This is a genomic window from Longimicrobium sp., assembly GCF_036399935.1.
GTDB lineage: Bacteria > Gemmatimonadota > Gemmatimonadetes > Longimicrobiales > Longimicrobiaceae > Longimicrobium.
The window spans coordinates 44,494-65,134 of sequence record NZ_DASWMD010000075.1; the positions used below are offsets into that span (position 1 = coordinate 44,494).

Sequence of the window (20,641 nt, forward strand, 5' to 3'; positions counted from 1 at the left end):
CACTCACGCACTCACGCACTCACGCACTGCAGTTTCACCCAAACTGCGTCTTATCCGGGTCCTCGGCGATCTCAGGCACCTCGGCATCCGCGTCGGCACCCTTCTCCAGGATCCGCACCACCGGGCCGTGGCCGCCGATGCGCAGGGCGTCACCCGGGGCCAGCCAGATGCTGTGCGCATCCAGCCCGTCGAGCTTCATCTCGCCCTTGCCCGTGTTGGCGCCCGACACCTCGCGGTCGCCCACGTGGATGCCGTTCAGCCCCAGGTTGTACACCAGGAACCCCGGCTTTCCGTCGCGCTCCTCCCACACCAGCGCCAGCTGCCGCCGGCTGACGTTGGGCGCGCCGGTGAGCTGGATGTCGCTGCGCAGCGCCGGGTCGTCCGTGTGCCGGCCCACGCTCACCGTCGCACCCGGGATGGGCAGGCGCTCGCGCTCGGTGCCGTCCTCGTCTTCCACCCGTAGCTCGTAGCGTCCCGCGGGGAAGTCGGGCCCCCGCTTCGGCGCAGGGGCGGAAGGGATGCCCTCCACGCGCGTGGCGTCGGGGTCCACCGAGGGCGGCGGGCCGGGCGCCACCCATGCCGGCACGGAGGGCGGGGGCGAGGCGGCCGCGTGATCGTGCCGGGGCGCCGCCATCGTGGGCTCCGGTTCCGGCGCGCGGGGCGGCGGAGGGGGAGGGGGCGGCGGCGGCGCGGCGACGATGGGCGCGGGGTCCGGCTGGCCGGCCGGCTGCGTCGACACGCGGAAGAGCGGCGCCCCGCGCGAGCCGGCCTCCTTGAGGCGCACCTTGTAGTCGCGGTCGTACAGCGAGCCGTGCCGCATCACCGAGTCCGTCAGGTCCTCTTCCAGGTCCGCCGCCATGTCGGCGATGGCCTGGGCGGCGTCGGGGCGAAGGGTGACGACCAGCGTCGTCAGCGGCAGCATCTTCACGTACTTGTCGGGGATCGCCCGCGAGTTGTCGCGGTCGATCAGGTCGCCCAGCGCCAGCTTGATCTCGGGGATGGCTTCGCGCAGGAACGAATCGAGCAGCGGCTCCCCGTCGATGCTCTCGTGCGGGCGCGACGCGGGGGTAAAGTCGGTCATGGGCGTGCGGTTGGGTTGGCCGGCGCCTGCCCGGCGGCGGGGGCGGATGGCACCGGGGCGGCCGCGGCGGCCGGCGCCGCCGTGTCGGTGCCGCCGATCAGCGACAGGCTGTCGCGGGGCGTGGCCACGCGGCTGCTGAGCCCGCGCACCTCGGCGCGCAGGCTGTCGATCTGCGCCGCGACGGCGGGATCGGTGCCGCGGCCGGCCTGCATGGCCGTCCACAGGGCGAACCCGCCCACCGCCAGCGCCAGCAGCGACAGCAGCGTCGGAAGGATGGACCCTCGTCTGCCGTTCACGTCGTCGTTCCTCTCGTGCACCAGGTTGGCGTGCCCGCGGTGCGGCGACTCCGACACCGCGGCGGCGATCTGTGCGCCCCCGCGCGGCGGGGGCGAAGGCATGGTGGCGCCGCCCCCGTCGCCCAGCACGCGCACCGCGACCGCCGTGTAGTTGTCGTCGGGCCCGCGCTCCTCGACCTTGCGGGTGATGGCCGAGCAGATCTGCTCCGACGACGGAAGGGCCATGGCCTCGCCCAGCTCGTCGAGCCGCATGGCCTTGGTCACCCCGTCGCTGATCAGCAGGTACGTCCAGTTGGGACGCACCGGGATCCACACCGCGTCGGCCTCGCCGCCTCGCCCCACGGCGCGCTGCAGGCGGTTGCTGCCCGGGCTGTCGGGAACCTCGTCGAGCGCGATCTCCCCCGCCTCCCACCGCGCGTACGCCGGGGTGTGGTCGCGCGTCTCCAGCCGCACCGTGCCGTCCGGGCCCCGGCTGATGATGCGCACGTCGCCCACGTGGGCGCCCACCCAGCCGGGGTTCCCCGCGCGGTCCGTCGCCAGGGCCAGCAGCGCCAGCGCGCACCCCATCCCCCCGCGGTCTCCGGGGGACTGCTGGGCCAGGCGCGCCACCGTCTCGTCCGCGTGGCGCAGGGCGTAGCGGGCCGCGTCCAGGCTGCGGATGTCGCCGCCCTGCATCAGCGCCGTCAGCGCGGTGTCGGCGGCCACCCGGCCGGCGCGCTCGCCGCCCATGCCGTCCGCCACCGCGACGAACATCCGCTGGGTGAAGGTGTCGACGCTGAACGCGTCCTGGTTCTCCGCCCGCGGCCCCTGCGCGCTGGCCCCCGCGATGTCGAAGAGCATCCCGTGCAGGGGCACCATGCCCAGCGCGCGGGTTTCCGGGAGCGCCGGCGCGGTCGGGCGGGGCGCGGCGGGCGTGGGCTGCGTGTCGTCGCTCATCGGATGCGGATCCCCTTGGCGCGCGGCTCGGCGGTGCCGGGCGCGGCGAGTGCCTCGTCGAACATCTCTTCCCGTGCCCTGCGGTGGCTGACCCCCGCCGCCAGCCCCACGGCCAGCGCCGACGCCAGCAGCTTGGCGCCCCCGTGCGCGGCGAAGGCCGTGGCCACGCCGGTCAGCGGGATCAGGCGGATGCCGCCCAGCGTCGCCAGCCAGAAGGGGATGCCGATGAGCATGGCCACGCCGGTGAGCAGCGTGCGCTCGAAGGCGCCGGTCTCGCGCGCGGCGGCGCTCAGCAGCTGCACGATGAACAGCGTGTACACCAGCACGATGGACACCGCGCCGGCCCATCCCCAGTGCGTGGCGATGGCGGTGATGTAGCCGTCGTCGGCCGCGTTGGGCGCCGTCTCGGCGTGGCCGCGGCCGGGCCCCTCGCCCAGCAGCCCGCCGGTGGTGACGTTGGCGTCGAACAATTTCATCTGGTGAAGCTTGGCCGCCCACCGCTCGGCCTCCTCGTCGTTCATCGACGACACGTCCTTGTACGGATCGTACGCCAGCTCCAGGCGGGTGGCCGAGCGCTCGTCCACCCGGAAGGCGGCGAACACCAGCACCGCCCACACGGCCAGCATCAGCCCCGCCCACCATCCGCGCCGCGTCCCCACCAGCAGCATGGCCGCCATCGACCCCGCCAGCACGATGCTCAGGCCCAGCTCGCGGATGATCAGGAACGGGATCACCGGCATGGCGCCGTACAAAAACAGGTTCAGCAGGCGCCGCGGGTCCATCACCGCGCCGGGGCGGGCCAGGTTGTACGCGTCCTCGGCCAGCGTGGCCGCCCAGATGACGATGAAGACGGGGAGGAACAGTTCCCACGGCGTCATCCCCCCCACCTTGCCCAGCTTGGTGAAGCCGATGGTGAGGACGAAGAACACGGCCAGCGTGGGAAGGAACGGGATCAGCCTTCGATCGCGCACCCACCGCATCACCCGCGGCTCGCGGGACAGGAGAAAGCCCACCAGCAGTGCGAACGGGGCCACGAACACGGTGAAGTGCGCGGCGCTGCGCGAGATGAAGCCGCGCCCCTGGGCCTCCTGCTGCACGGCCCTGGCGAACGGGTCGGGCAGCGGGGGCGGCGGGCCCTGGTAGACGATCTGCTTGCGCTCGTCGTCGTACGTGCGCTCGATGGTGGAGAGCCGGGCGCGGGTGGCCTTGGCGTCGTTGGCGGCGCCGCGCACCTTGCCGGCGGCCTGGTACGAGGGGTCGCTGAACAGCTGGAACTGCGTGGGCCGCGTCAGGCAGAAGATCAGGATGGGGAACACCACGATGGCCCAGCTGCCGCGGTACCCCAGGCTGCGCAGCGCCACCAGCACGGCGATCCACGCGCCCAGGGCGATGCCGTCGCGGATGAGCGTGCCGCCGGAGCCGGTGGAGGTGCCGTGGATGGGCCACACCGCCGCCACGATGGAAAAGTGGGCGGCGATGTAGAAGAGCGAGGCCAGCAGCAGCCCCCACCACAGCGGCCCCGGCATCACCCGGCCGCTGCGCTGCTCGGCCGGCCGGTTGTGGGCCTTCAGCGAAATGGTGACGCCCTCGGGGCCGCCGCCCCCGGTGCCGCCGCGCCGCTTGAACAGGTCGCGAAGCGCCATCAGTCCTCCTTCCGCGCGGCGGCCTGGTCTTCGCCCCGGTCCTGGGCGCGCGCCTGGCTGGCCATGAAGCGCGTCATCTCGGCGCCGATGGCGGCGGGAATGCGCCCGCCCGGCGCGCCGCTCTGCAGGTAGACGACGACGGTGTAGCGGGGGCGCCGCTCGGGATCGAACATCAGCCCGGCGAACCAGCCGTCGGCGCGCGCGCGCCCCGCCACGTCGGCCGAGCCCGTCTTGCCCCCCATGTCCCATCCCGTTCCCGCCAGCCGCGGCTGCGCGGAGGCGGCGGTGCCGGAGTCCACCACCAGGAGCATGGACTGCATCAGCTTCTGCGAGGTGGTCTGCTTCATCACCCGCGTGCCCTCGGGGAGGTCGTTCAAGCGGTCGGCCTCGATGGTCGGCGGCAGCATCACGCCCCCGTTGCCGATGGCCTGCACGAAGCGGGAAACGGAGAGCGGCGTCACGTCCACCGGCCCCTGCCCGATGGCGATCTGCCCCCACTCGTGCTGGTTGAAGCGGCGCAGGAGGCGAACGCGCGAGGGCGGCGGCGTCATGCGCTCGGCCCACGCCGGGTTCTCGGTGTTCCAGAACCCCTTCTCGGCCGCGGAGGGCGGGCCCTCGGAGTAGGTGAGAAAGCCGAAGCGCTTGTAGGCGTCGTGAAAGGCCTCGGCGCCCAGCCGCTGGCGGGCGTAGTTGGCCATCTGCACGGCGGCCGTGTTGCACGAGTAGCGCAGCATCTCGCGCGGCACTTCGAGCGACGGGTACGACGTGCTTTCGAAGTTGCGGATTCGCGCGCGTCCCACCTGGATTTCCGGCGGGCAGCCCATCTCCATGTCCGGCAGGTTGTTTTCCCACCAGAGCGCGGCCAGGGCCAGCTTGAAGACGGAGCCCGGGGGCGCGTACCGCTTGATGCCGAAGGGCGGCTCGTCGGCCTTGCCCGTCGCGGCGTAGGCCACCAGCGCGCCCGTGTTGACGTCCTGCACGATGATGGCGCCGTTGAGCCCCGTCTGCTGCAGCAGCGACCAGGCGCGGCGCATGGGCGCGCTGCAGATGGTGAGCTGAAGGTCCGTTCCCACGGGGTGGAGCTGGCCCTGCTCGGCGAAGCTCAGCGGCTTGCGCAGGTGGCGGGCGAACACCCGCTCCACGGTGTAGTCGCGGTCGTCGTCGCCCCCCGCGCCGATCAGGTTGGCGCCGCCCTCGCCCAGGGGGTACACGCGCTGCACCTCGCCGTCGCGCACGCCGTAGCGGGCCAGGGCATTGGCGGGCTCGTTGGTGCAGTCCATGATCCACCCGCGCACCTCGCCGCGGTTGCGCTCGCTTTCGCGCGGGTCGCCGAAGCGGCGCCAGGCCATGCGGCCCTCCTCCAGCTCCTCGGCCTGCATGAGCATGCGCGCGTGCCCGAAGGCATAGATCGCCGCGAACATCAGCATGCCGATGGCCAGGCGGATGGCCCAGCGCTCGCGCCGTTCGCGGATGGCCTGGCCCATCCAGCGGAGCAGCGCGATCAGCGCGCCGGCGCCAAAGGCCAGCAGGGCGGCGCGCAGAACCCAGTTGAGAGCGGTTTCCAGCACGGTGGGTTCAGCCGGCGTGGGTCAGGCGCAGCACGGTGTTCCCCATCCGCACGGTATCGCCCAAGCTCAGCGGGCGCTCCTGGTGGGGGGGAATCGGCTGCTCGTTGACGTAGGTGCGGTTCTTGGAATCCAGGTCGCTCACGGTCACCCGCCCGCCCTGGCTGCGGAAGCGGGCGTGCCGGCCCGACATGTAGCGGTCGCCCGTGGCGAAGACGCCGGGCTCGGGCTTGCGGCCCACCGTCACCTCGCCCTCCACGCGCACCGGCTCGCGCAGGGTTTCGGAGCTCACCACCTCGAGCACGGCCCCGCCCCCTCCGGCGGGCGCGCCGCCTCCGTACGCGGGTGCGGCGGGCGGAGCGTAGGCCGGGGCGGCCGCCCGCGGGGGCTCGGGCACCAGAGCGCGGTCGGGGCGCGGGGCGTTGGTGGCCCCGGCGCCCGGGTCGGCCTTGGGCTCGTCGAGGCCCAGCGGCTTGACGTGGGCGAACTCGCGCTTGGTGTCCAGGAGCACGATCTCGATGCGCAGCCCCGCGCGGGCGATGCCGTTGTCCTGGGCCCACTGCGCGGCGAAGCGCCGCAGGTGGTCGGCCTCGTCGCGGGCCCACATGGGCGGGCCCATGCCCGTGGGCACCAGGTCGGTGGATACGTACACGCGCAGGTCGGGCGCGGTGCGGCGGTCGGCGTAGCGGCGGAGCGCTTCGCGGACGCCGTCCTCGAGCTGGTTGCGCAGCGTGGGGCGAAGCAGCTTGCGGAAAGCGTTGATCATCGCGGGTCCGGTTCGTTCTGACGGGTCGGCGATGCGGCCTAGCCGCAATATCAGGACCGGAGCGGCGGCGGGCCCCGCCCGCGGCCCCTCGTCCGGCGAACCGCGCCGGGGGAGAGGGGACCTTCGCGCGCGATCCATCCAGGCCGGAGCGCGAAAGCCTGTCATCCTGAGGCCCAGGCGCACCTCACCGGCCCGCAGCCCATCCGTCGCGGGCCGAAGGATCCAGCCTGGGGCACTTCTCAGCCCGGGCGCGGCAGCGAGCACGGAAGCGTGGGCCTCGGGCTCGTCCCGGCTGGCGGACGGCGGCGCGTTTCGAATGGCGCCGGCGCATTCCCCGGCTGCCCTCTCCCCCCGGCCCCCTCTCCCCCAAGCGGGCCGCAAGCGGGAGAGGGGGAGAATTCGAGCGCGCTTCGGCAGGTTTCGATGTGTGTGGTTGAAGCCCCGAACGAGACGCGCCAGCGGCTCGTGTCGGGGCTTTCCGCTGTTCCAGCCGCGGGTTCACCCGCCCCTGGCTCCCGGGCCCTGGTGCCGCCCCTCGCTCCCCCCTTGGCTCCCCGGGCCCGGGGCGAACGAGCGGGCATGCGGCCTCGGTACTGGTGACCGCTGCCGCGCCCTGGCTGGTACGTGTCCGCGGCTAGATCCTTCGCCCCGCGTGGGATGGGGCGCGGGCAGGTGCGGCGCGCTTGGGGCTCAGGATGACAGGCCGTGTTGTGCGGGCAGGTGCGGTGCGCTTGGGGCTCAGGATGACAGGCCGGGTGGTACGGGCCGGTGGGGTGACGGTGACCGCTGCCGCGACGGTCCCGGCGTGACGCACGGCACTGGCTCCCTTCCCCCGCGGGGTTTGCGGGGGAAGGGCTGGGGATGGGGGGTGCCAGCCGACGCGCCGAACCCGCCTCATCCGCACCCGGAGTTCCCCCCTCTCCGCACGTAGTTTGTGCGGGGAGGGGCCGGGGGAGGGGCACCCGGGGGAGGGGCCTCCCCTATCGGGTTCCGCCCGGCCGCAGGCGCTCCACCGCCTCGGCCACGCGGCGGCCGGCGGACTCGATGGCGTCGGCGGTGGTGGCGTGGGCCGTTTCGGCCGCGTCCTGCACCGTCTTCAGCAGCGACCCGGGCTCCAGCCCCATCCCCTCCAGCACGCCCTCCACCCACGCGTAGTGCGCCTCCTCGTCGCGCGCCGCGGCGCGGAGGATCGTGGCGACGGCCGGCTCGTGCGGATCGTCGGCGTGGCGGCGGTACTTGTCGCGCACCTGCCGCTCGTTGGCCTTGAACGCCATCAGTAGCGCGCGGTCGTCGCCCGCGGCGCCAAGGGCCTGCACCGCCAGCTTGAAGTGCCCCGTGGGCAGGTGCGGCAGCTGCACCGCCACCCCGCCGCGGTCCTGGATCAGCCCCGTCAGCTGCGTGATGTGCCGCTGGTGGTCGCCCCGGAAGCCCGCCAAAGTTTCGCGGTACTCGGCGCTGCTGATCCGCCCGATGGCGATGGAGTACGCCTGCACCGCGTCGTGGTCCAGCGCCAGCAGGTCGTTCAGCAGCGCGATCTGCTCCGCGCCGGTCGGCCCCGTTCCGCTCTCCGTCATCGCGCATCCCTCCGCTGCAGCCGGCCTCGTCCGGCCGTGGTGACCGTAGCTACCGTCGTTGCCGTCGTGACCCGCGGCTCAATGCTCCAGCCTGGGGATCTCCTCGCCCCCGGGCAGCATCGGCCGCTTGGTGCGCAGGTTGAAGCCGTACCCGTCGGGAAGAGTGTGGAGCGCCGTGTCGGTGATGGCCAGCGTTTCGTCGTCGGACGCATCGGGCGCGTTGGTGTGGCTGACGCGGCCGTTGAACACCATCACCACCCCCGCGCCGATGACGGTGAAGCGGTCGCCGGGCACCAGGTCTATGGCGGTGTTCTCGTCGATACCGATGCCCAGGACCTGGGGGTTGTGCGCAAAGATGGTCATCAGGCGGCTGACGCGGCCGCGCTGGCTGAAGTGCGTGTCGACCACCGTGTCGCGCCAGTAGCCCAGTCCCGGCGCCAGGCTGATGTCTTCGCGCTTCACCGTGCCCTCGCTCTTGCCGCCGATCAGCATCACGCTGCTCATGGCGGCGGCGCCGGCGCTGGTGCCGCCTACGACCAGGTTGTCGCCGTACAGCCGCGTCCGCACCATCTCACCAAACCCCGTCCCGGCCACCAGCGCCGTCAGCCGCAGCTGGTCGCCGCCGGTGAAGAAGACGCCCGTGGCGCCGCGGGTGAACTCCAGCAGCTCCGGGTTCTCGGCCTCGTCGCGGCTCTCGATGGGGGCCGGGAACACCGCTTCCACGCCGATCTTCTCGAACAGCCGCTCGTAGGTGTCCGCCTTGTCGTGCGGGTTTTCCGAAGGCGACGAGCAGACGACGATCCGCGCCGAGGGCCCGCCGCACATTTTTACGAAGTGCGGGAGGATCTTCATGTCGTCCTCGTCGGGATCTTCCGCGCCGCCGATCACCAGCAGGTGCCCCATCCGCTTCGCGTGGTCGCCCGCCTCTACATCCTGCTGGCCCTCTCGGCCCTTCTGCTCGTCCTGGTCCTCGGCCATTTGCGTTCTTTCCTCGTTCCTCGTCCGCCCTGCCCCGCGTGCCCCTCGTGGGTGCGCGGTCAGTCGTCCTCGCCGCCTTCGTTCTTGCGCCCGGACAGGTGGATCTCGCGGTCGCTGTCCTTCAGCCAGTTCTCTTCGCACGTGAGCTTGCCGTCGCGCACCATCATCTTGCCCTGCGACATCACGTTGACGATTTCCAGCGAGCCTTCCTCCAGCATCACCATGTCGCCCATGAAGGCTTTCCGGATCTCGCCTTTCTCGCGCAGCTTCAGGATGCGCCCCGTGTTCCGGGTGATCATGGGCAGCATCTGTTCCAGCGTGAAACCATGCTCCAGCACGCATTCGCGCACCTGCTGCCACACCAGCCCGTGCCCGGTCATGGACGCGTCGGACGACACCGTCAGCCGCTCGGGGTTTCCGCCGTGGTCCAGCCAGTAGCGCACCCAGCGGTGAAGATCGCCCTCCACCACGTCCATGTCGCAGGGCATCCCCTGGTTGGAAAGCTCGATGGCCTCTTCCACAAGCTTTTCGGTGCGCTCGACGTGCGTGCTGTAGAACCACGACGGCTTCACGTCGTAGTTGTTCAGCACGTCGCGAAGCTGCGAAAGGCGCCGCTCCGAGTCGCCGCAGTGGATGTGCACCAGCCCGGCCTTCTTGGCCAGCATGCCGCCGATGTGCGCGTGGGTGGCGGTGCGCGCAAGCTGCTGTGGATCGGGCGCCAGGGCCCGCTCGTCGGCGATGGCCACCTCGCCCGCCCCGATCACCTCGTCGATGAACATGATGTCTTCGCGAACGGTGCCCAGGATGGAGTTCGGCGGGATGTCGTAGCCGCCCGTCCAGCAGAAGGCGTTGATCCCCTGCTCCTTGAGCCCCTTTACCTTGGCCAGCAGCCCGGCCATGGTCTTCATGGTGGTGTCCACGCCCAGCGTGCCCACCACGGTGGTGATGCCGAAGGCGATGATCTCGCTGATGAAGAACTCCGGCGTCTGCGTGCTGTAGCCGGTTTCGCCGCTGCCGCCCAGCAGGTGGGTGTGGGGGTCGATGAAGCCGGGGACGACGATGCAGCCGCTGGCGTCGATCACCTCGTATTCGGCGCCCAGCCGCTCCAGCGCGCTCCTGTCTACTTCGCCTACTTTTCCCACGTGGCCGTCGGCTAGCAGGATGGACTGCACCCCCACCGGGTCGGGCGTGTACACCCGTCCCCCTTCGATCAGCGTCAGCATTCGCCCGTCCCCGCCCGTGTGGATTCACCCCCATCCCGCCGCCGCGCCACCGTCGAAAGCCGCGCGCAGCCCTTGCTACGGGGTGCTACAACGCAGGCGGCGGACCGCGCCTGTGCGCAGTCGCGGAACGGGGGCGCCCGCTGGTACGGCGGCGACGGCAACCGGCGGGAGTACGCGGGCGCGCTCCGGCCGCGAGTGGGCCCGCCGGGTGTCACGTGCGGGTGAGGGGAACGGCACGCACCCATCCCCCGGAGTACCCCCGGCGGCGCCGCCCGGGCCTGGGATGCCGCCGGGCCGGTGCGGGGGATGCGCAGGCGAACCGGGCAGGTGCGCGTGCCCAGGTTTGGAGTTCGGGGCAGGTTGAGCTATCTTGTTGATTGGGCGCAGATTGCGCCTCCCAATGCTTTCTCTCCAAGAGATCGAGCCCGCCCGCCTGGACTTGTCTGTCCGCGGCATGGTTCCCGACTTGCCGAGAGGGCCACGTGCCCCCGCAGCAAGAACGGCCATGGACCAGACGACCCTCTCGTTCGAGCAGTATTCCGCCAACCGGCTGATGGAAGACCGCGAGCAGATCACCCGCGACTGGGTGATGAAGCTTTCGGGGGACCTGGACATCCACCCCGTCCGCATTCTGCCGCACGACTCCATCCTCGACGACATTCCCATCGTGCTGGGCCGGGCCGCCGAGTTTCTGCTGAGCCCGGACCCGGAAAAGCTCACCGCCGAGGAGTTCGTTACCGCGGAGATGCGGAACATCGCCAGCCTTCGCCGCCGGCAGGGTTACGAGGTGCGCGAGATCATCCGCGAGTTCGACGAGCTGGCGCACATCCTGGACATGGCGGCGCTGGTTTGGGTGAACGAGTACCCCGGCACGCCCGACCCCCGGAGCGTGGGGCTCGTGTTCGGGCGGCTGAACCGGGTGCCTCTGCTGATGGGCCAGGTGACGGTCGGCGTGGTCGAGGATGAGCGCAACGACCTGCTGCGCCGGCTGGCGTCGGCCGAGGAGCAGGAGCGGCTGCGCATTTCGCGCGAGCTTCACGACCAGATGGGGCAGCTGGTGACGGCCCTGCAGGTGGGGCTCAAGGGCCTTCACGCGGACGGAGAAGACCGGGCGCGGCGCGTTGCCGAGCTGGAGCAGCTGGCCGGCCGCATTGCCCGCGAGGTGCACCAGCTGGCCGTGGAGATGCGCCCGCCGGGGCTCGACAACCTGGGCCTGACGCTGGCACTGGAGAGCATGCTTCACGAGTGGTCGGACCGCAACGGCATCGAGTGCGACTTCCAGGCGGTGGGGCTGGGCCCCGAGCGCTTTGCCCCGGAGGTGGAAACCATGCTGTACCGGGTGGCCCAGGAGGCGCTGACCAACGTGCTGAAGCACGCCGCCGCGTCCCGCGTGGGCGTGCTGCTGGAGCGGCGGGGCGGGTCCATCTCCCTGGTCATCGAGGACGACGGCGACGGGTTCGACACCGACCTGCTGTATGAAAAGACGCAGGCGCTGGGTCTGCGGGGCATGCGCGAGCGGGTGGCGCCGCTGGGAGGCCGGCTCGACGTGGAGTCGTCACCCGGCGTGGGCACCACGCTCTTCGTGCGGGTATCAGATGGATCTCCCCCCCCCCCGAAACTGACACGCCGTGATGAACATGGTGCGCATACTGCTGGCCGATGACCACGAGATGGTCCGCGCCGGCCTGCGATCGCTCCTGGACGGCAGCGAGGGGATGCAGGTGGTGGGCGAGGCGCGCAACGGCCTGGAAGCGTGCCTTCAGGCGTGCGCCTTGCGCCCCGACGTGGCGGTGCTGGACGTGTCCATGCCCGGCCTGGGAGGGCCCGAAACCGCCGAGCGGCTGACGCGCGAGTGCCCCGACGTGCGGATCCTGGCGCTGACCATGCACGACGACCGCGCCCACCTGACGCGCATGCTGCAGGCCGGCGCCGCGGGCTACGTGCTGAAGCGCGCCGCCGCCGACGAGCTGGTGCGCGCCATCCGCGTGGTGGCGGCGGGGGGCACGTACGTGGATCCCACGCTCGCCGGGCGCATGCTCCGCACGGGCTCCACGGCGCGCGGCACGGGCGACGTGCCCTCACCCGAGTCGCTGAGCGGGCGCGAAGAAGAGGTGCTGCGCCGCATTGCCTGGGGACAGAGCAACAAGCAGATCGCGGCGGAGCTGGAAATCAGCACCAAGACCGTGGAAACCTACAAGGCCCGCATTACCGACAAGCTTGGCCTGCGTAGCCGCACCGAGATGGTGCGCTACGCCCTTCAGCAGGGGTGGCTCTCCGAGAGCTGATCGTTTGACGCCTGGGCGTGTCCGGGAATCTCCCGACACGTGTTCCCCCTCCTCCCGATACTCCCTCCCCCGCGGTTGCCGTAAACTGTAACCAGTTGATACGCAGCGCGATACGATGCGCCCGCCAAACTTCTGGTTCCCAGGCCCGCCCCCCCGGCGGCCCGTTTACGGCCCTTCACGCGGACTCATGGACGATCTCATCTTCGACCGACTGGCCGCCATGCGCGCCGCCGCCGAGGCGCGCGCGCAGCGGATCTACGAGCGCTCGGTGGCGCTCGAGGCGCGACGCCGCGACCTGTACGCGCGCATGGATGCCACCCGCCACCTGACGATTTCTCCGGCGACTGACGGCACGGAGGCACGCCGCGGCGACGAATCCGTGGTTTCCGCCGCGGCCTCGGCGTAGCGTGTTGCGCCGCTTCGGCCAGGTACCCGCAACGATCGCCGCGCGCCACCGGGCGTGCGGCGATCGCGCGTGTTCTCCGTCGTTTCCGGCCATCACGCGCGGCGCGAGTAGTGCACAAAGCTTCAACAGCAGGTATCATCCGGCACGCGTCCCGCGATTACTTCGTGCACTTGTCGCGAGCGATCGGCGGACGCCGCCGGCTTCGAGTCCTTTCCCGCGCTCCTTCCAGGATTGAAATCGGATGCCCGATCATCATTCGAACCCGCTGCTGGCCGACTCGCTGCTTCCGCGCTTTTCGCAGCTGCGCATTGAAGCCGGCGGTCCCCAGCCGCGCGAGACGCTCCTGCTGGAGTCGCTGGGCGAGCTGGAATGCGCCATCGAGGAGCTGCGTGTTACCGAAGAGGAGCTTCGGCAGCACCAGGGGCTGCTGGCCGAGGCGTGGCAGGCGGCCGAATCCACCAGCGAGTGGAACCGCGACCTGTTCGAGGGCGCGGCCGAGTGCATGCTGGCCACGGACCCGGGCGGGCTGATCCGTGACGTGAACCGCGCGGCGGGCGTGCTGTTCGGCGTGCGCCCCGAGCACCTGCGCGGTAAGCCGCTGGCGGTGTTCGTTCCGGACGACCAGCGCCGCGAGTTCCGCATGCGGCTGGACCGGGCCGGCAAGTCGGGCGAGCCGATGGAGTGGGAGATGGAGATCGCGGCGCGCGGCCAGGCACCCCGCTGGGTAGAGGCGCGCGTGGCGCCCTTTGCCCCGCGCACCGCGGCGGGCGGGCTGCACTGGACGCTTCGCGACGTCACGAGCCGCCGCGCGGCCGACCAGTCGCGCGCCGAAGCGGTGGAAACGCTGAAGCTGGCCCTGAACGCCTCCGACCGCGCGACGGTGCTGCTGGACGTGGACGGCACGGTGATGCTGTGGACCCCCGCCGCCGAGTGCCTGCTGGGATGGACGGAGGCCGAGGTGGCCGGCGCCCGCGTCCCCGCCTTCGACGAGTTCGCCGAGCGGGTGATCGAGCGCGTGGCGGCGCAGAAGAACGGCGGCGAGGCGGCCGTTGTGCCGGTGCGGGCGCGCACCAGGGACGGCGCCGAGCTGGACCTGGAGGTGAAGGTGTCGCCGCTGGCGGGCCCGGCGGGAACGGCCCGTGGCACGGTGCTTCACCTTGCCGCGGCCGGTGCGGCGGACGAGGAGATCGTGCCCGCCGCCGCGGCCGCGGTGCCCGAGGCGCAGGCCGCGCAGCCGGTGCCCGGGCAGCGGTCGTCGTGGAGCGAGGCCGAGGCGCGCCGGGTGCTGCTGTCGGTGCCCCAGGGCGGCGACCTGGTCGAGGCGCTGCGGCAGGGGATCGCCGCCGGCGTGTACCTGGGCCACCTGCGTCCGGGCGACCGCCTGCCCAGCATCCGCGAGGTCACGCGGCACACGGGGCACGACCACCGCTACGTCTCGGCCGCGTACCGCCGCCTGGCCACGGAGGGCGTGGTGGAGATCCGCACCCGCCACGGCGTGGTGGTGGGGAGCGGGCCGCAGCCCGCCGAGGCGCCGGAGAACGAGACGGCCGCGTGGCTGGCCGGGGTGATCGGCCAGGCCGCCGACGTGCAGGTGAAGGTGCCGCACCTGCCGGACCTGGTGCGCAAGTGGACGGCCGCCGCCGCGGTGCGCTGCCTGTGCGTGGACGGCACCGAGGACGGCCTGGCCTCGCTCACCGCCGAGCTGGGCGGCCAGTGGGGCTTCGAGACGCGCCGGCTGAACGCGGCAGACGGACCACGCCGCGACGACCTGCTGACGGCGCTGCGCGAGGCCGACCTGGTGGTGACCACGCCGTTCCACGTGGCCTCGGTGGAGTCTGCCGCGCGTGCCGCCGGCGTGCCGGTGGTGGTGCTGGAGGCCAGCCGGGAGATCGTGGCCGCCGCCGAAGAGCGGCTGCGCGAGGGCCCGCTGACGGCGGTCGTCACCGACCCGCGCTACGGCGAGCGGCTGCGGTGCATGGCGGGCGGCGAGCGCCTGAACGTGGTGCTGGCCGACGACGTGGCGGCGGTGGAGGCGCTGGACCCCACCGAGCCCGTGCTGCTGACCCGCGCCGCGCAGCAGAAGCTCAAGCGCTCCATGCGGCTGCTGGCGCCGGTGTCGCCCTCGTTCTCCTCGTCGCGCGCGGGCGACCTGGCCGCGGTGCTCATCCGCCGCAACCTGTCGGCGCTGCGGAATGGCGGGTAAGGGCGGTCCCCAACGTCACAACGCTAATCACGGTAGACGAGGAGGCCGGCCCCGGTAGCGCGGGGCCGGCCTCTTTCCATGCGTCGATGCCCCTCCCCGCTCCCTCCCCGCACAAACTGCGCGTTTCGATCGGGGCCGGCGCATTCCCCGGCTGCCCCCTCTCCCGGCCCCCTCTCCCGCAGCGGGAGAGGGGGAGAATTCACACCGGATTGGGCCGGCTGCCGGTGCATGCCGCGGCACCCCCCTCCCCCCGGCCCCCGTCCCCCGCTCCGCAGGGGACGGGGAGACCTGACTCGCGCTCCGGCCTGCCTGGCGCACTCGACTGCGCGTGCAGTCCGCGAAGGCGGACTTTGGGCCGTTGTTGCCGCGTATTCAGCCATCCGACGGTAAGTGCGCGTTCTACAACACTTTACCGCTGTCCGTCGGGGCCTGCTGTCAGTTGGCGCTGTCCGTTAGCGAATCACGCCACCGAACGCAGGCGCCGGACCGGCGCGGGCGGCAGCAGCGGCGCCGCCGCGCGCGCCGCGCCGGGCGCCGCGCGGATCGCCGCCTCGGCGGCGTCAGCCGTGGCAGCGATGAGCGCGGCGGCGTCGGCGAGGCCATCATCCTCGGCCAGGTGCTCCAGCTGCCGCAGGTTATTCAGGATGCGCGCGAGCTGGTGCACCAGGTCGTCGGCCGGGCGCTGCCTCTTGGGGGTGCGGGCCGTTTGCCCGTTGCGGCTTTCTCCAGCGCGGCCTCGCGCACGAAACGGAGCGCGGGAATCCCAAGCGGGCGCGCGGCCTCGGTGATGGCCTCCCATTCGTCGGGGAGCCAGCGCGTTGGCTTTCGGACGGTCCTGCGCGGCATCGTTCGTCGCGGGTCCCTTCTGCCCTTTGAGCGAAGCGAAAAGGCGAGCCGGGGGAATGGCCCCTCTCGGGAGCGAAGCGAACCGGGAGAGGGGCCTATTCCCCCCTTGCTCGCTCTCGGTGTTCGCCGCCTCACAACGAGATACCGCGACACAGCCAAAAGCGTTCTGCGTTGCCCGGTACAAACCGTGCAGCCTAACCGCGCCCGAACGTCCGGGTAACGGCGCGCTGCTTCGAGTGCGTGTGTGACGGGCGGAAGGTGAAGCGAGCGGTGATGCGGGAGTTCCGAGACTCGGGCGGGGAAACCTGAGAAGTTTGGGCGGTCTATCCGAGCGCGAAGGAGGGGCGGACCGCTGTTGCGCCTGCGATGGCCGGAGGTTGGCTCTGTTTCCAGTCGGGCAACCAACGGCGGCGCCTGACGCGCGGTCCCTGTTTGAGTGGGACCGATTGAACGACGCAGACACGCTGTCGCCGTGATCCGCACGCCGTCCTGAGTATGAGCCTCGGGAGCTTACCCCTACCACTCTGACGGCGCGATTCCGACCGGAATCGTGCCTCTCTCTGTCGTCCACTGCGCCCCGCCACTCTCCCATTCAACGGAAAAAAGCTATCGTTCGCACGGCATGGCGCGATCCGGATTAACCTCGTATTTTGTCCGGTTGGGCCGCACATTCTCCTTCTGAGTCGTTTCTGGAGTATCTGTATTGGTGCGTACGACACCTCGCATACGCCCAGTTCCGCCGCCGCCGAATCGTCGATGCGGAGACGGGGTGGTTCCTGACGGGTGGGAGATATTAACGGACCCGTTCCCCGACGGAGCCGAAGATGTGTGCGCTTGTCTGTGGATGATACTGCGGGATCTCCAGCAATGGATGAGCACAGCGCGCCGGGAGAGGCTTTTCGGAAATCGGACCCACAAGACTCGCGCACGAATGCTTCGCGTGATGCGCATAGCTCCGGCGCTAACTCCGGCTTTGCGAGTCTTTATCCGGCTGCGGGCTGATCCGATGAGTGTTCCAGCAACCGAGCTAGGCGCTGCGTGTTACAGGGTGTGGAGTTGGGCAGAAGGTGAATCGCTACTCGGCACTGCGGCCCACTATGCAGAAGTCGCTGCATACTTGCACTCCGACAACGCCTCATACGCGAATGATGCCGGCTGGGCGTGTCGCCGCTGCTCGCTGTACGAGCGCGCGGGGGTGTGGTACCAGCGGGCATTCGGTCTTGCAATAGGCTTCAAGAACCGCCACGAAGTAGTTCGCGCTCTGCTTGGCCGTGGAGCTGTGTATAAGGACTTAGGACGCACCGAGGAGGCTCGGGAATTTTACGACCGCGCGACCCGCCGCGCTGTCAATACGGGCAGGCGGCGACAGGCCGCCGTTGCCCGTCACTACATCTTTGCTTTGGAAGCGGAACGCGGTTCGTTTGATGAAGGGCTCGATGCCGTTCGTGAGGCACTAAACCTATATCCAATCTACGACCGTCGGGTTCCGTACCTGGCGCATGACTATGCCTTCCTGCTGATGCGGCACCGATATTTCTCCGCTGCATTGGCCCTGCTCGAAAAACTCGCCCCCGCGATTACGAAGCCGGAAGAACGCGTGCTCGTACAAAGCGCTATTGCACGTGCCGCAGCTGCCGTTGGTCGCTTTGAACATTCCCGCGCCGCAGCGCAGTACGCGTTAGAGACAGGCAAAATTTACCCGGAGTACGCGCACGCCAGCTACGTCCATCTCGCCCAAGCCCTCCGCTACGCCGGGGAGTGGGATTCGGCAGCAGAGTACGTCCGCCGTGCGGAACAAATGGCCCGTGACCTTCGGGATGCTGAGGTTGAACGTGTGGCCTCTGAAGTCCAAGTAGAGATAGCGGCGCGTATACCCCCGGAACGGGAAAACCCGGCTCCGTTCCCTCACGCCGTAGCGACCATCGACAAGATGTTCTCAATTCGCTTGCGGCGCTGGTTGGCTCCGGATCGACGTGGAACCGAAGCCAACACAACCGCGACGAACGCCGCTGACCGGGAGCGCCGCCGGTTATAAGTGGCGCTCAGTGCCCGGAACCGACGAGCACCCCGTTTCCGCTCCCCAAGGTTTGCCCAGTAGAATCGACGGCCGCGCCCTCGCCCGAGGACGCGGTCGTCGGCGTTGAGGTGCTATCAGCCGAGCGATTACCTCCACCAAACGTAAACCCGCCGTTGTAGGTGGGGTTCTCGGGGGCAGTGACGCTCCTAGACTGTTCACCGCACGCGGTAAGGAGAACCGCAGCGACGCAGAGCGTGCCGAAACGAATTTGGAAGGTGGTCATTGGTTTGAACTCCTGAAAAGGGATAGAAAACACACGCAGCAAGGCGAAAATAACCCCATCCGTACACGACCCGCCAGAAAGCTCCACTACTTATCCCGCCACGCCGCTCAACCGCTACTCCCGACAAACCCCGCCCTAACTACCCCTTCCCGCCTTCGGATATGCTGATGCAGGCCGCCCGGCGGCCAGACGGACCCTCCACGGCCAGCACCCGAGCCGGTGACATGGAACCGAGAGACAGCCTCTGATGCGGCAAAAGAACAAACGGGGATCGGCGCGGGCCCGTAAGAATGGGCCGTCCCGGCGCTGGTGCATTCCCCCCGCGGTGCTGTGCGAACCAGGCGAGACGATGCAGGGAGCTGGCATTCTCGCGGAAAACGACGGCGAACTCGGCGTGCTACTCTGGCGCACTTCCGCAGACATCGCTTTGTGGACGTCAACGCCCCCGCCCGCGCGTACGGGTCTGTTCGCCCCCGGAAGTGACGCGAGGCGCTTGGCCCGGCTTACGGATGCGGAAATTCCGGCTCCCATCACCGCATCGCTGGACACGATCAACTCCGCCCTGGCCACGCCGGATAACGTAGATGCGGGCGCACTCTCGCTGTGCTGCCTGCAAGTAGCAGCCTGGGCGCGGGGGGCGGGGTTGCTGAGGACGGCCATAGACTTCGCGCAGGCGGCGGCGTTGACCTCGCCAGAACGCGCGGAAGCTGCCCTCCACGCCGGCGTCTTCGCGGCGGCTGCAGGTCAGGGCGTACGCGCGGGAACGTGGCTGCACCGGGCTGTCGGCTTGGCTCGGCGCGAGAGAGATAAGTCCACGTACGTTGCTGCCCTTGTCGAGTTGGGCACCCTCTGCGAGCAGCACGGAGCCACTGACCGCGCCCTACACTTCTATCAACTCGCCTTCCGGGCCGGTCGACGGTACTCCGAACTGGGCGTACGCATGCGTGCCGCCCACGGCCTGCTCAGAGTTGCGCGCGTGCGCCGCGACGACGAAGCAGCCCGGCGGTGTGCCTTGCAAGCACAAGCTGCCTTTCACGCGGATGCAGAGGGCGCTCAGGCCCTACTCCTGGACCTGGCGCGGCTCTGGACGGATGAGGGCGAGATGGGTAAGGCGCGCGGAGCGCTGCACCGGCTTTTCCCTTTGGGCGCATCACTCAGCCCGTCGGACCGCCTCGCGGCGACAGCGTTGATTGCAAGGGTGTTTGCGCGGCTGCGCGTCCGCCCGCGCGTTGATTCATCCGGCGCTCTCCCGGTAGACGCCGCCACCGCGGCCCAGGATGCGTGGGGTCTGCTGCGCGACGAAGAAATTCCCCGGCCGGTGCGCTGTACCGCTGCTCTCGATCTGGCGCACGCCGCCCGCTCGCGCAGGGACCGGGAGGCGGTGGCGCGGTCAATCGCAGTGCTGACGGGGCTCGTACCGGAATCCGAGTATCCAGCGTTGAGACTCGAAATCGCTCGGTTGCGCGCGGAAGAAGCTGAGGCGAAGCCGACGGCGGAAGGATGCGCAGCGTGAGTACCGGCGTTCAGCTCCATCCGCCGTAGCGCGAGGCCGTGGGAAATCGCGGAGCTTGGATCGGCGCTCCCGAAGCCCGGTCCTACTCAGGCTTCAGAAAATGGGAATGCATTTATGGTGGAATCATTCCTACCGCCCGGTGGGACGCTCTCTGACGATGAATTACTAAGGCGGTGGTTGATCGAGGGAGTGTCCGGAACGGGCCCAATCTCAGGGAGAGTGTTTACCCGATTCAGAGATTTGGTACGCGTTGAACTGGAGCGGTTGGGACTTTCTCCATGGGACGCGGCTCGGCGCGCCCCGTTGGCGTTCGCTCATGCCGAAGCGACACGCGGCGAAGTTCCGCCCGAAACCACACTCCGCGAACGCCTGCTGGCGGCTGCACGTGCGGTGATCCACTCCGCCAACAATGACGCTGCCGCCGGACTGACGGCACGTACAATCCATGGGCAGCACCCACCACCACTTCATCCCGGCGTGGCATGAATGAACGCACACAGGATGAGTTGCGAAGAGCGGTCGGGAGCGCGTTGCACGTGCTGCTGGCTGGGATGCCGGCCGATCGGATGGAGGAATCCCGCCGCGAAGTCTCGGCGGTGGTGGAACGGTTACACGAGCGAGCGGGCGTGCCTCGTCCAGAATGGCAGTGCGAAGCGCGGTCGGCGATCAGCGGCGGCTAGGGGTGCGCAAGGACGCGATAGACCGGCAGATAAAGAGCTGGACAGGGAGTGAGGTGACACTGTCCAGCGTCCATCTGCGTTCGCCCTGCTCGGCCGCTCTGGCCCGGCTCCGCCGCCGGTTTGACCTCAATTGACCGGACGCCCTGCGGTGGGGTAGCTTGATCCAGCCCGCCTAATACGTCCCATCTCACGGCGACTGGCACCGACGCCTTCCGCGACAAGCGGGGCGGAAACCAGAAAGCTCGTTTCCCCACAACCTTCAAAGGCTGATTCATGAGAATGTCGTCTTTCAGGAGGGACCGGACGCCACCATCGCGCCCGCTGCTGAGAGGGGTAGGGCGTTGGT

Annotated in this window: 15 protein-coding genes; 6 read left to right on the forward strand and 9 right to left on the reverse strand. The window is 70.1% G+C overall.

The annotated features are described in order from the left end of the window. Nucleotides 1-34 precede the first annotated feature (34 nt). The 8 genes from VGB24_RS22585 to VGB24_RS22620 form a co-directional block, all read right to left on the reverse strand. Entirely contained in the window at nucleotides 35-1,081 is a 1,047-nt protein-coding gene (locus VGB24_RS22585; RefSeq protein WP_331075184.1) for an FHA domain-containing protein, read from the reverse strand. Further along, entirely contained in the window at nucleotides 1,078-2,313 is a 1,236-nt protein-coding gene (locus VGB24_RS22590) for a PP2C family protein-serine/threonine phosphatase (RefSeq protein WP_331075185.1), read from the reverse strand. Before VGB24_RS22590 ends, VGB24_RS22585 begins: the two co-directional genes overlap by 4 nt. Further along, on the reverse strand, nucleotides 2,310-3,956 hold the full coding sequence (locus tag VGB24_RS22595) for an FtsW/RodA/SpoVE family cell cycle protein (RefSeq protein WP_331075186.1): 1,647 nt from the start codon (nucleotides 3,954-3,956) through the stop codon (nucleotides 2,310-2,312). Before VGB24_RS22595 ends, VGB24_RS22590 begins: the two co-directional genes overlap by 4 nt. Next, a complete protein-coding gene (locus VGB24_RS22600) occupies nucleotides 3,956-5,524 on the reverse strand; it encodes a penicillin-binding transpeptidase domain-containing protein (RefSeq protein ID WP_331075187.1) in 1,569 nt (522 codons plus the stop codon). The genes VGB24_RS22595 and VGB24_RS22600 overlap by 1 nt, the downstream gene beginning before the upstream one ends. Before the next feature lie 7 nt (nucleotides 5,525-5,531). Further along, the gene (locus VGB24_RS22605; protein WP_331075188.1) at nucleotides 5,532-6,287 is read right to left on the reverse strand and encodes an FHA domain-containing protein; all 756 of its coding nucleotides are present in this window, start codon (nucleotides 6,285-6,287) and stop codon (nucleotides 5,532-5,534) included. A 980-nt stretch (nucleotides 6,288-7,267) separates the two neighbouring features. Continuing rightward, nucleotides 7,268-7,861 carry a ferritin-like domain-containing protein gene (locus tag VGB24_RS22610; RefSeq protein ID WP_331075189.1) on the reverse strand — a complete coding sequence of 198 codons (594 nt, stop codon included), beginning with the start codon at nucleotides 7,859-7,861 and terminating at the stop codon, nucleotides 7,268-7,270. Nucleotides 7,862-7,939: 78 nt separating this feature from the next. Continuing rightward, nucleotides 7,940-8,839 carry a cyanophycinase gene (locus VGB24_RS22615; RefSeq protein ID WP_331075190.1) on the reverse strand — a complete coding sequence of 300 codons (900 nt, stop codon included), beginning with the start codon at nucleotides 8,837-8,839 and terminating at the stop codon, nucleotides 7,940-7,942. Nucleotides 8,840-8,898: 59 nt separating this feature from the next. Next, a complete protein-coding gene (locus VGB24_RS22620; protein WP_331075191.1) occupies nucleotides 8,899-10,062 on the reverse strand; it encodes an amidohydrolase family protein in 1,164 nt (387 codons plus the stop codon). A gap of 505 nt (nucleotides 10,063-10,567) precedes the next feature. On the opposite strand from VGB24_RS22620, the gene VGB24_RS22625 reads away from it, so the two are divergent. The 4 genes from VGB24_RS22625 (at nucleotide 10,568) to VGB24_RS22640 (ending at nucleotide 14,956) form a co-directional block, all read left to right on the forward strand. Further along, a complete protein-coding gene (locus VGB24_RS22625) occupies nucleotides 10,568-11,725 on the forward strand; it encodes an ATP-binding protein (protein ID WP_331075192.1) in 1,158 nt (385 codons plus the stop codon). Then, nucleotides 11,694-12,347 (forward strand): response regulator transcription factor, encoded by a 654-nt coding sequence (locus VGB24_RS22630; RefSeq protein ID WP_331075311.1) that lies wholly within the window; start codon nucleotides 11,694-11,696, stop codon nucleotides 12,345-12,347. The genes VGB24_RS22625 and VGB24_RS22630 overlap by 32 nt, the downstream gene beginning before the upstream one ends. Nucleotides 12,348-12,534: 187 nt before the next feature. After that, a complete protein-coding gene (locus VGB24_RS22635) occupies nucleotides 12,535-12,753 on the forward strand; it encodes a hypothetical protein (protein ID WP_331075193.1) in 219 nt (72 codons plus the stop codon). 241 nt (nucleotides 12,754-12,994) lie between these two features. Further along, the gene (locus VGB24_RS22640; RefSeq protein ID WP_331075194.1) at nucleotides 12,995-14,956 is read left to right on the forward strand and encodes a PAS domain S-box protein; all 1,962 of its coding nucleotides are present in this window, start codon (nucleotides 12,995-12,997) and stop codon (nucleotides 14,954-14,956) included. Nucleotides 14,957-15,416: 460 nt separating this feature from the next. Here VGB24_RS22640 and VGB24_RS22645 read toward each other — a convergent pair whose 3' ends face one another. After that, on the reverse strand, nucleotides 15,417-15,620 hold the full coding sequence (locus VGB24_RS22645; protein ID WP_331075195.1) for a hypothetical protein: 204 nt from the start codon (nucleotides 15,618-15,620) through the stop codon (nucleotides 15,417-15,419). A 1,461-nt stretch (nucleotides 15,621-17,081) separates the two neighbouring features. Between VGB24_RS22645 and VGB24_RS22650 the strand changes: the two genes are divergently transcribed. After that, nucleotides 17,082-17,837, forward strand: coding sequence for a hypothetical protein (locus VGB24_RS22650; protein WP_331075196.1), 756 nt, complete (start codon nucleotides 17,082-17,084; stop codon nucleotides 17,835-17,837). Nucleotides 17,838-18,595: 758 nt separating this feature from the next. After that, on the forward strand, nucleotides 18,596-19,615 hold the full coding sequence (locus VGB24_RS22655; RefSeq protein ID WP_331075197.1) for a hypothetical protein: 1,020 nt from the start codon (nucleotides 18,596-18,598) through the stop codon (nucleotides 19,613-19,615). Nucleotides 19,616-20,641 lie beyond the last annotated feature (1,026 nt).

Excerpts from the sequence above, each read along its gene's own strand:
- VGB24_RS22590 (WP_331075185.1), bottom strand. The coding sequence starts at position 2,313 with ATGAGCGACGACACGCAGCCCACGCCCGCCGCGCCCCGCCCGACCGCG.
- VGB24_RS22615 (WP_331075190.1), bottom strand. The coding sequence starts at position 8,839 with ATGGCCGAGGACCAGGACGAGCAGAAGGGCCGAGAGGGCCAGCAGGAT.
- VGB24_RS22595 (WP_331075186.1), bottom strand. The coding sequence starts at position 3,956 with ATGGCGCTTCGCGACCTGTTCAAGCGGCGCGGCGGCACCGGGGGCGGC.
- VGB24_RS22585 (WP_331075184.1), bottom strand. The coding sequence starts at position 1,081 with ATGACCGACTTTACCCCCGCGTCGCGCCCGCACGAGAGCATCGACGGG.
- VGB24_RS22625 (WP_331075192.1), top strand. The coding sequence starts at position 10,568 with ATGGACCAGACGACCCTCTCGTTCGAGCAGTATTCCGCCAACCGGCTG.
- VGB24_RS22635 (WP_331075193.1), top strand. The coding sequence starts at position 12,535 with ATGGACGATCTCATCTTCGACCGACTGGCCGCCATGCGCGCCGCCGCC.
- VGB24_RS22610 (WP_331075189.1), bottom strand. The coding sequence starts at position 7,861 with ATGACGGAGAGCGGAACGGGGCCGACCGGCGCGGAGCAGATCGCGCTG.
- VGB24_RS22605 (WP_331075188.1), bottom strand. The coding sequence starts at position 6,287 with ATGATCAACGCTTTCCGCAAGCTGCTTCGCCCCACGCTGCGCAACCAG.
- VGB24_RS22630 (WP_331075311.1), top strand. The coding sequence starts at position 11,694 with ATGAACATGGTGCGCATACTGCTGGCCGATGACCACGAGATGGTCCGC.
- VGB24_RS22640 (WP_331075194.1), top strand. The coding sequence starts at position 12,995 with ATGCCCGATCATCATTCGAACCCGCTGCTGGCCGACTCGCTGCTTCCG.
- VGB24_RS22620 (WP_331075191.1), bottom strand. The coding sequence starts at position 10,062 with ATGCTGACGCTGATCGAAGGGGGACGGGTGTACACGCCCGACCCGGTG.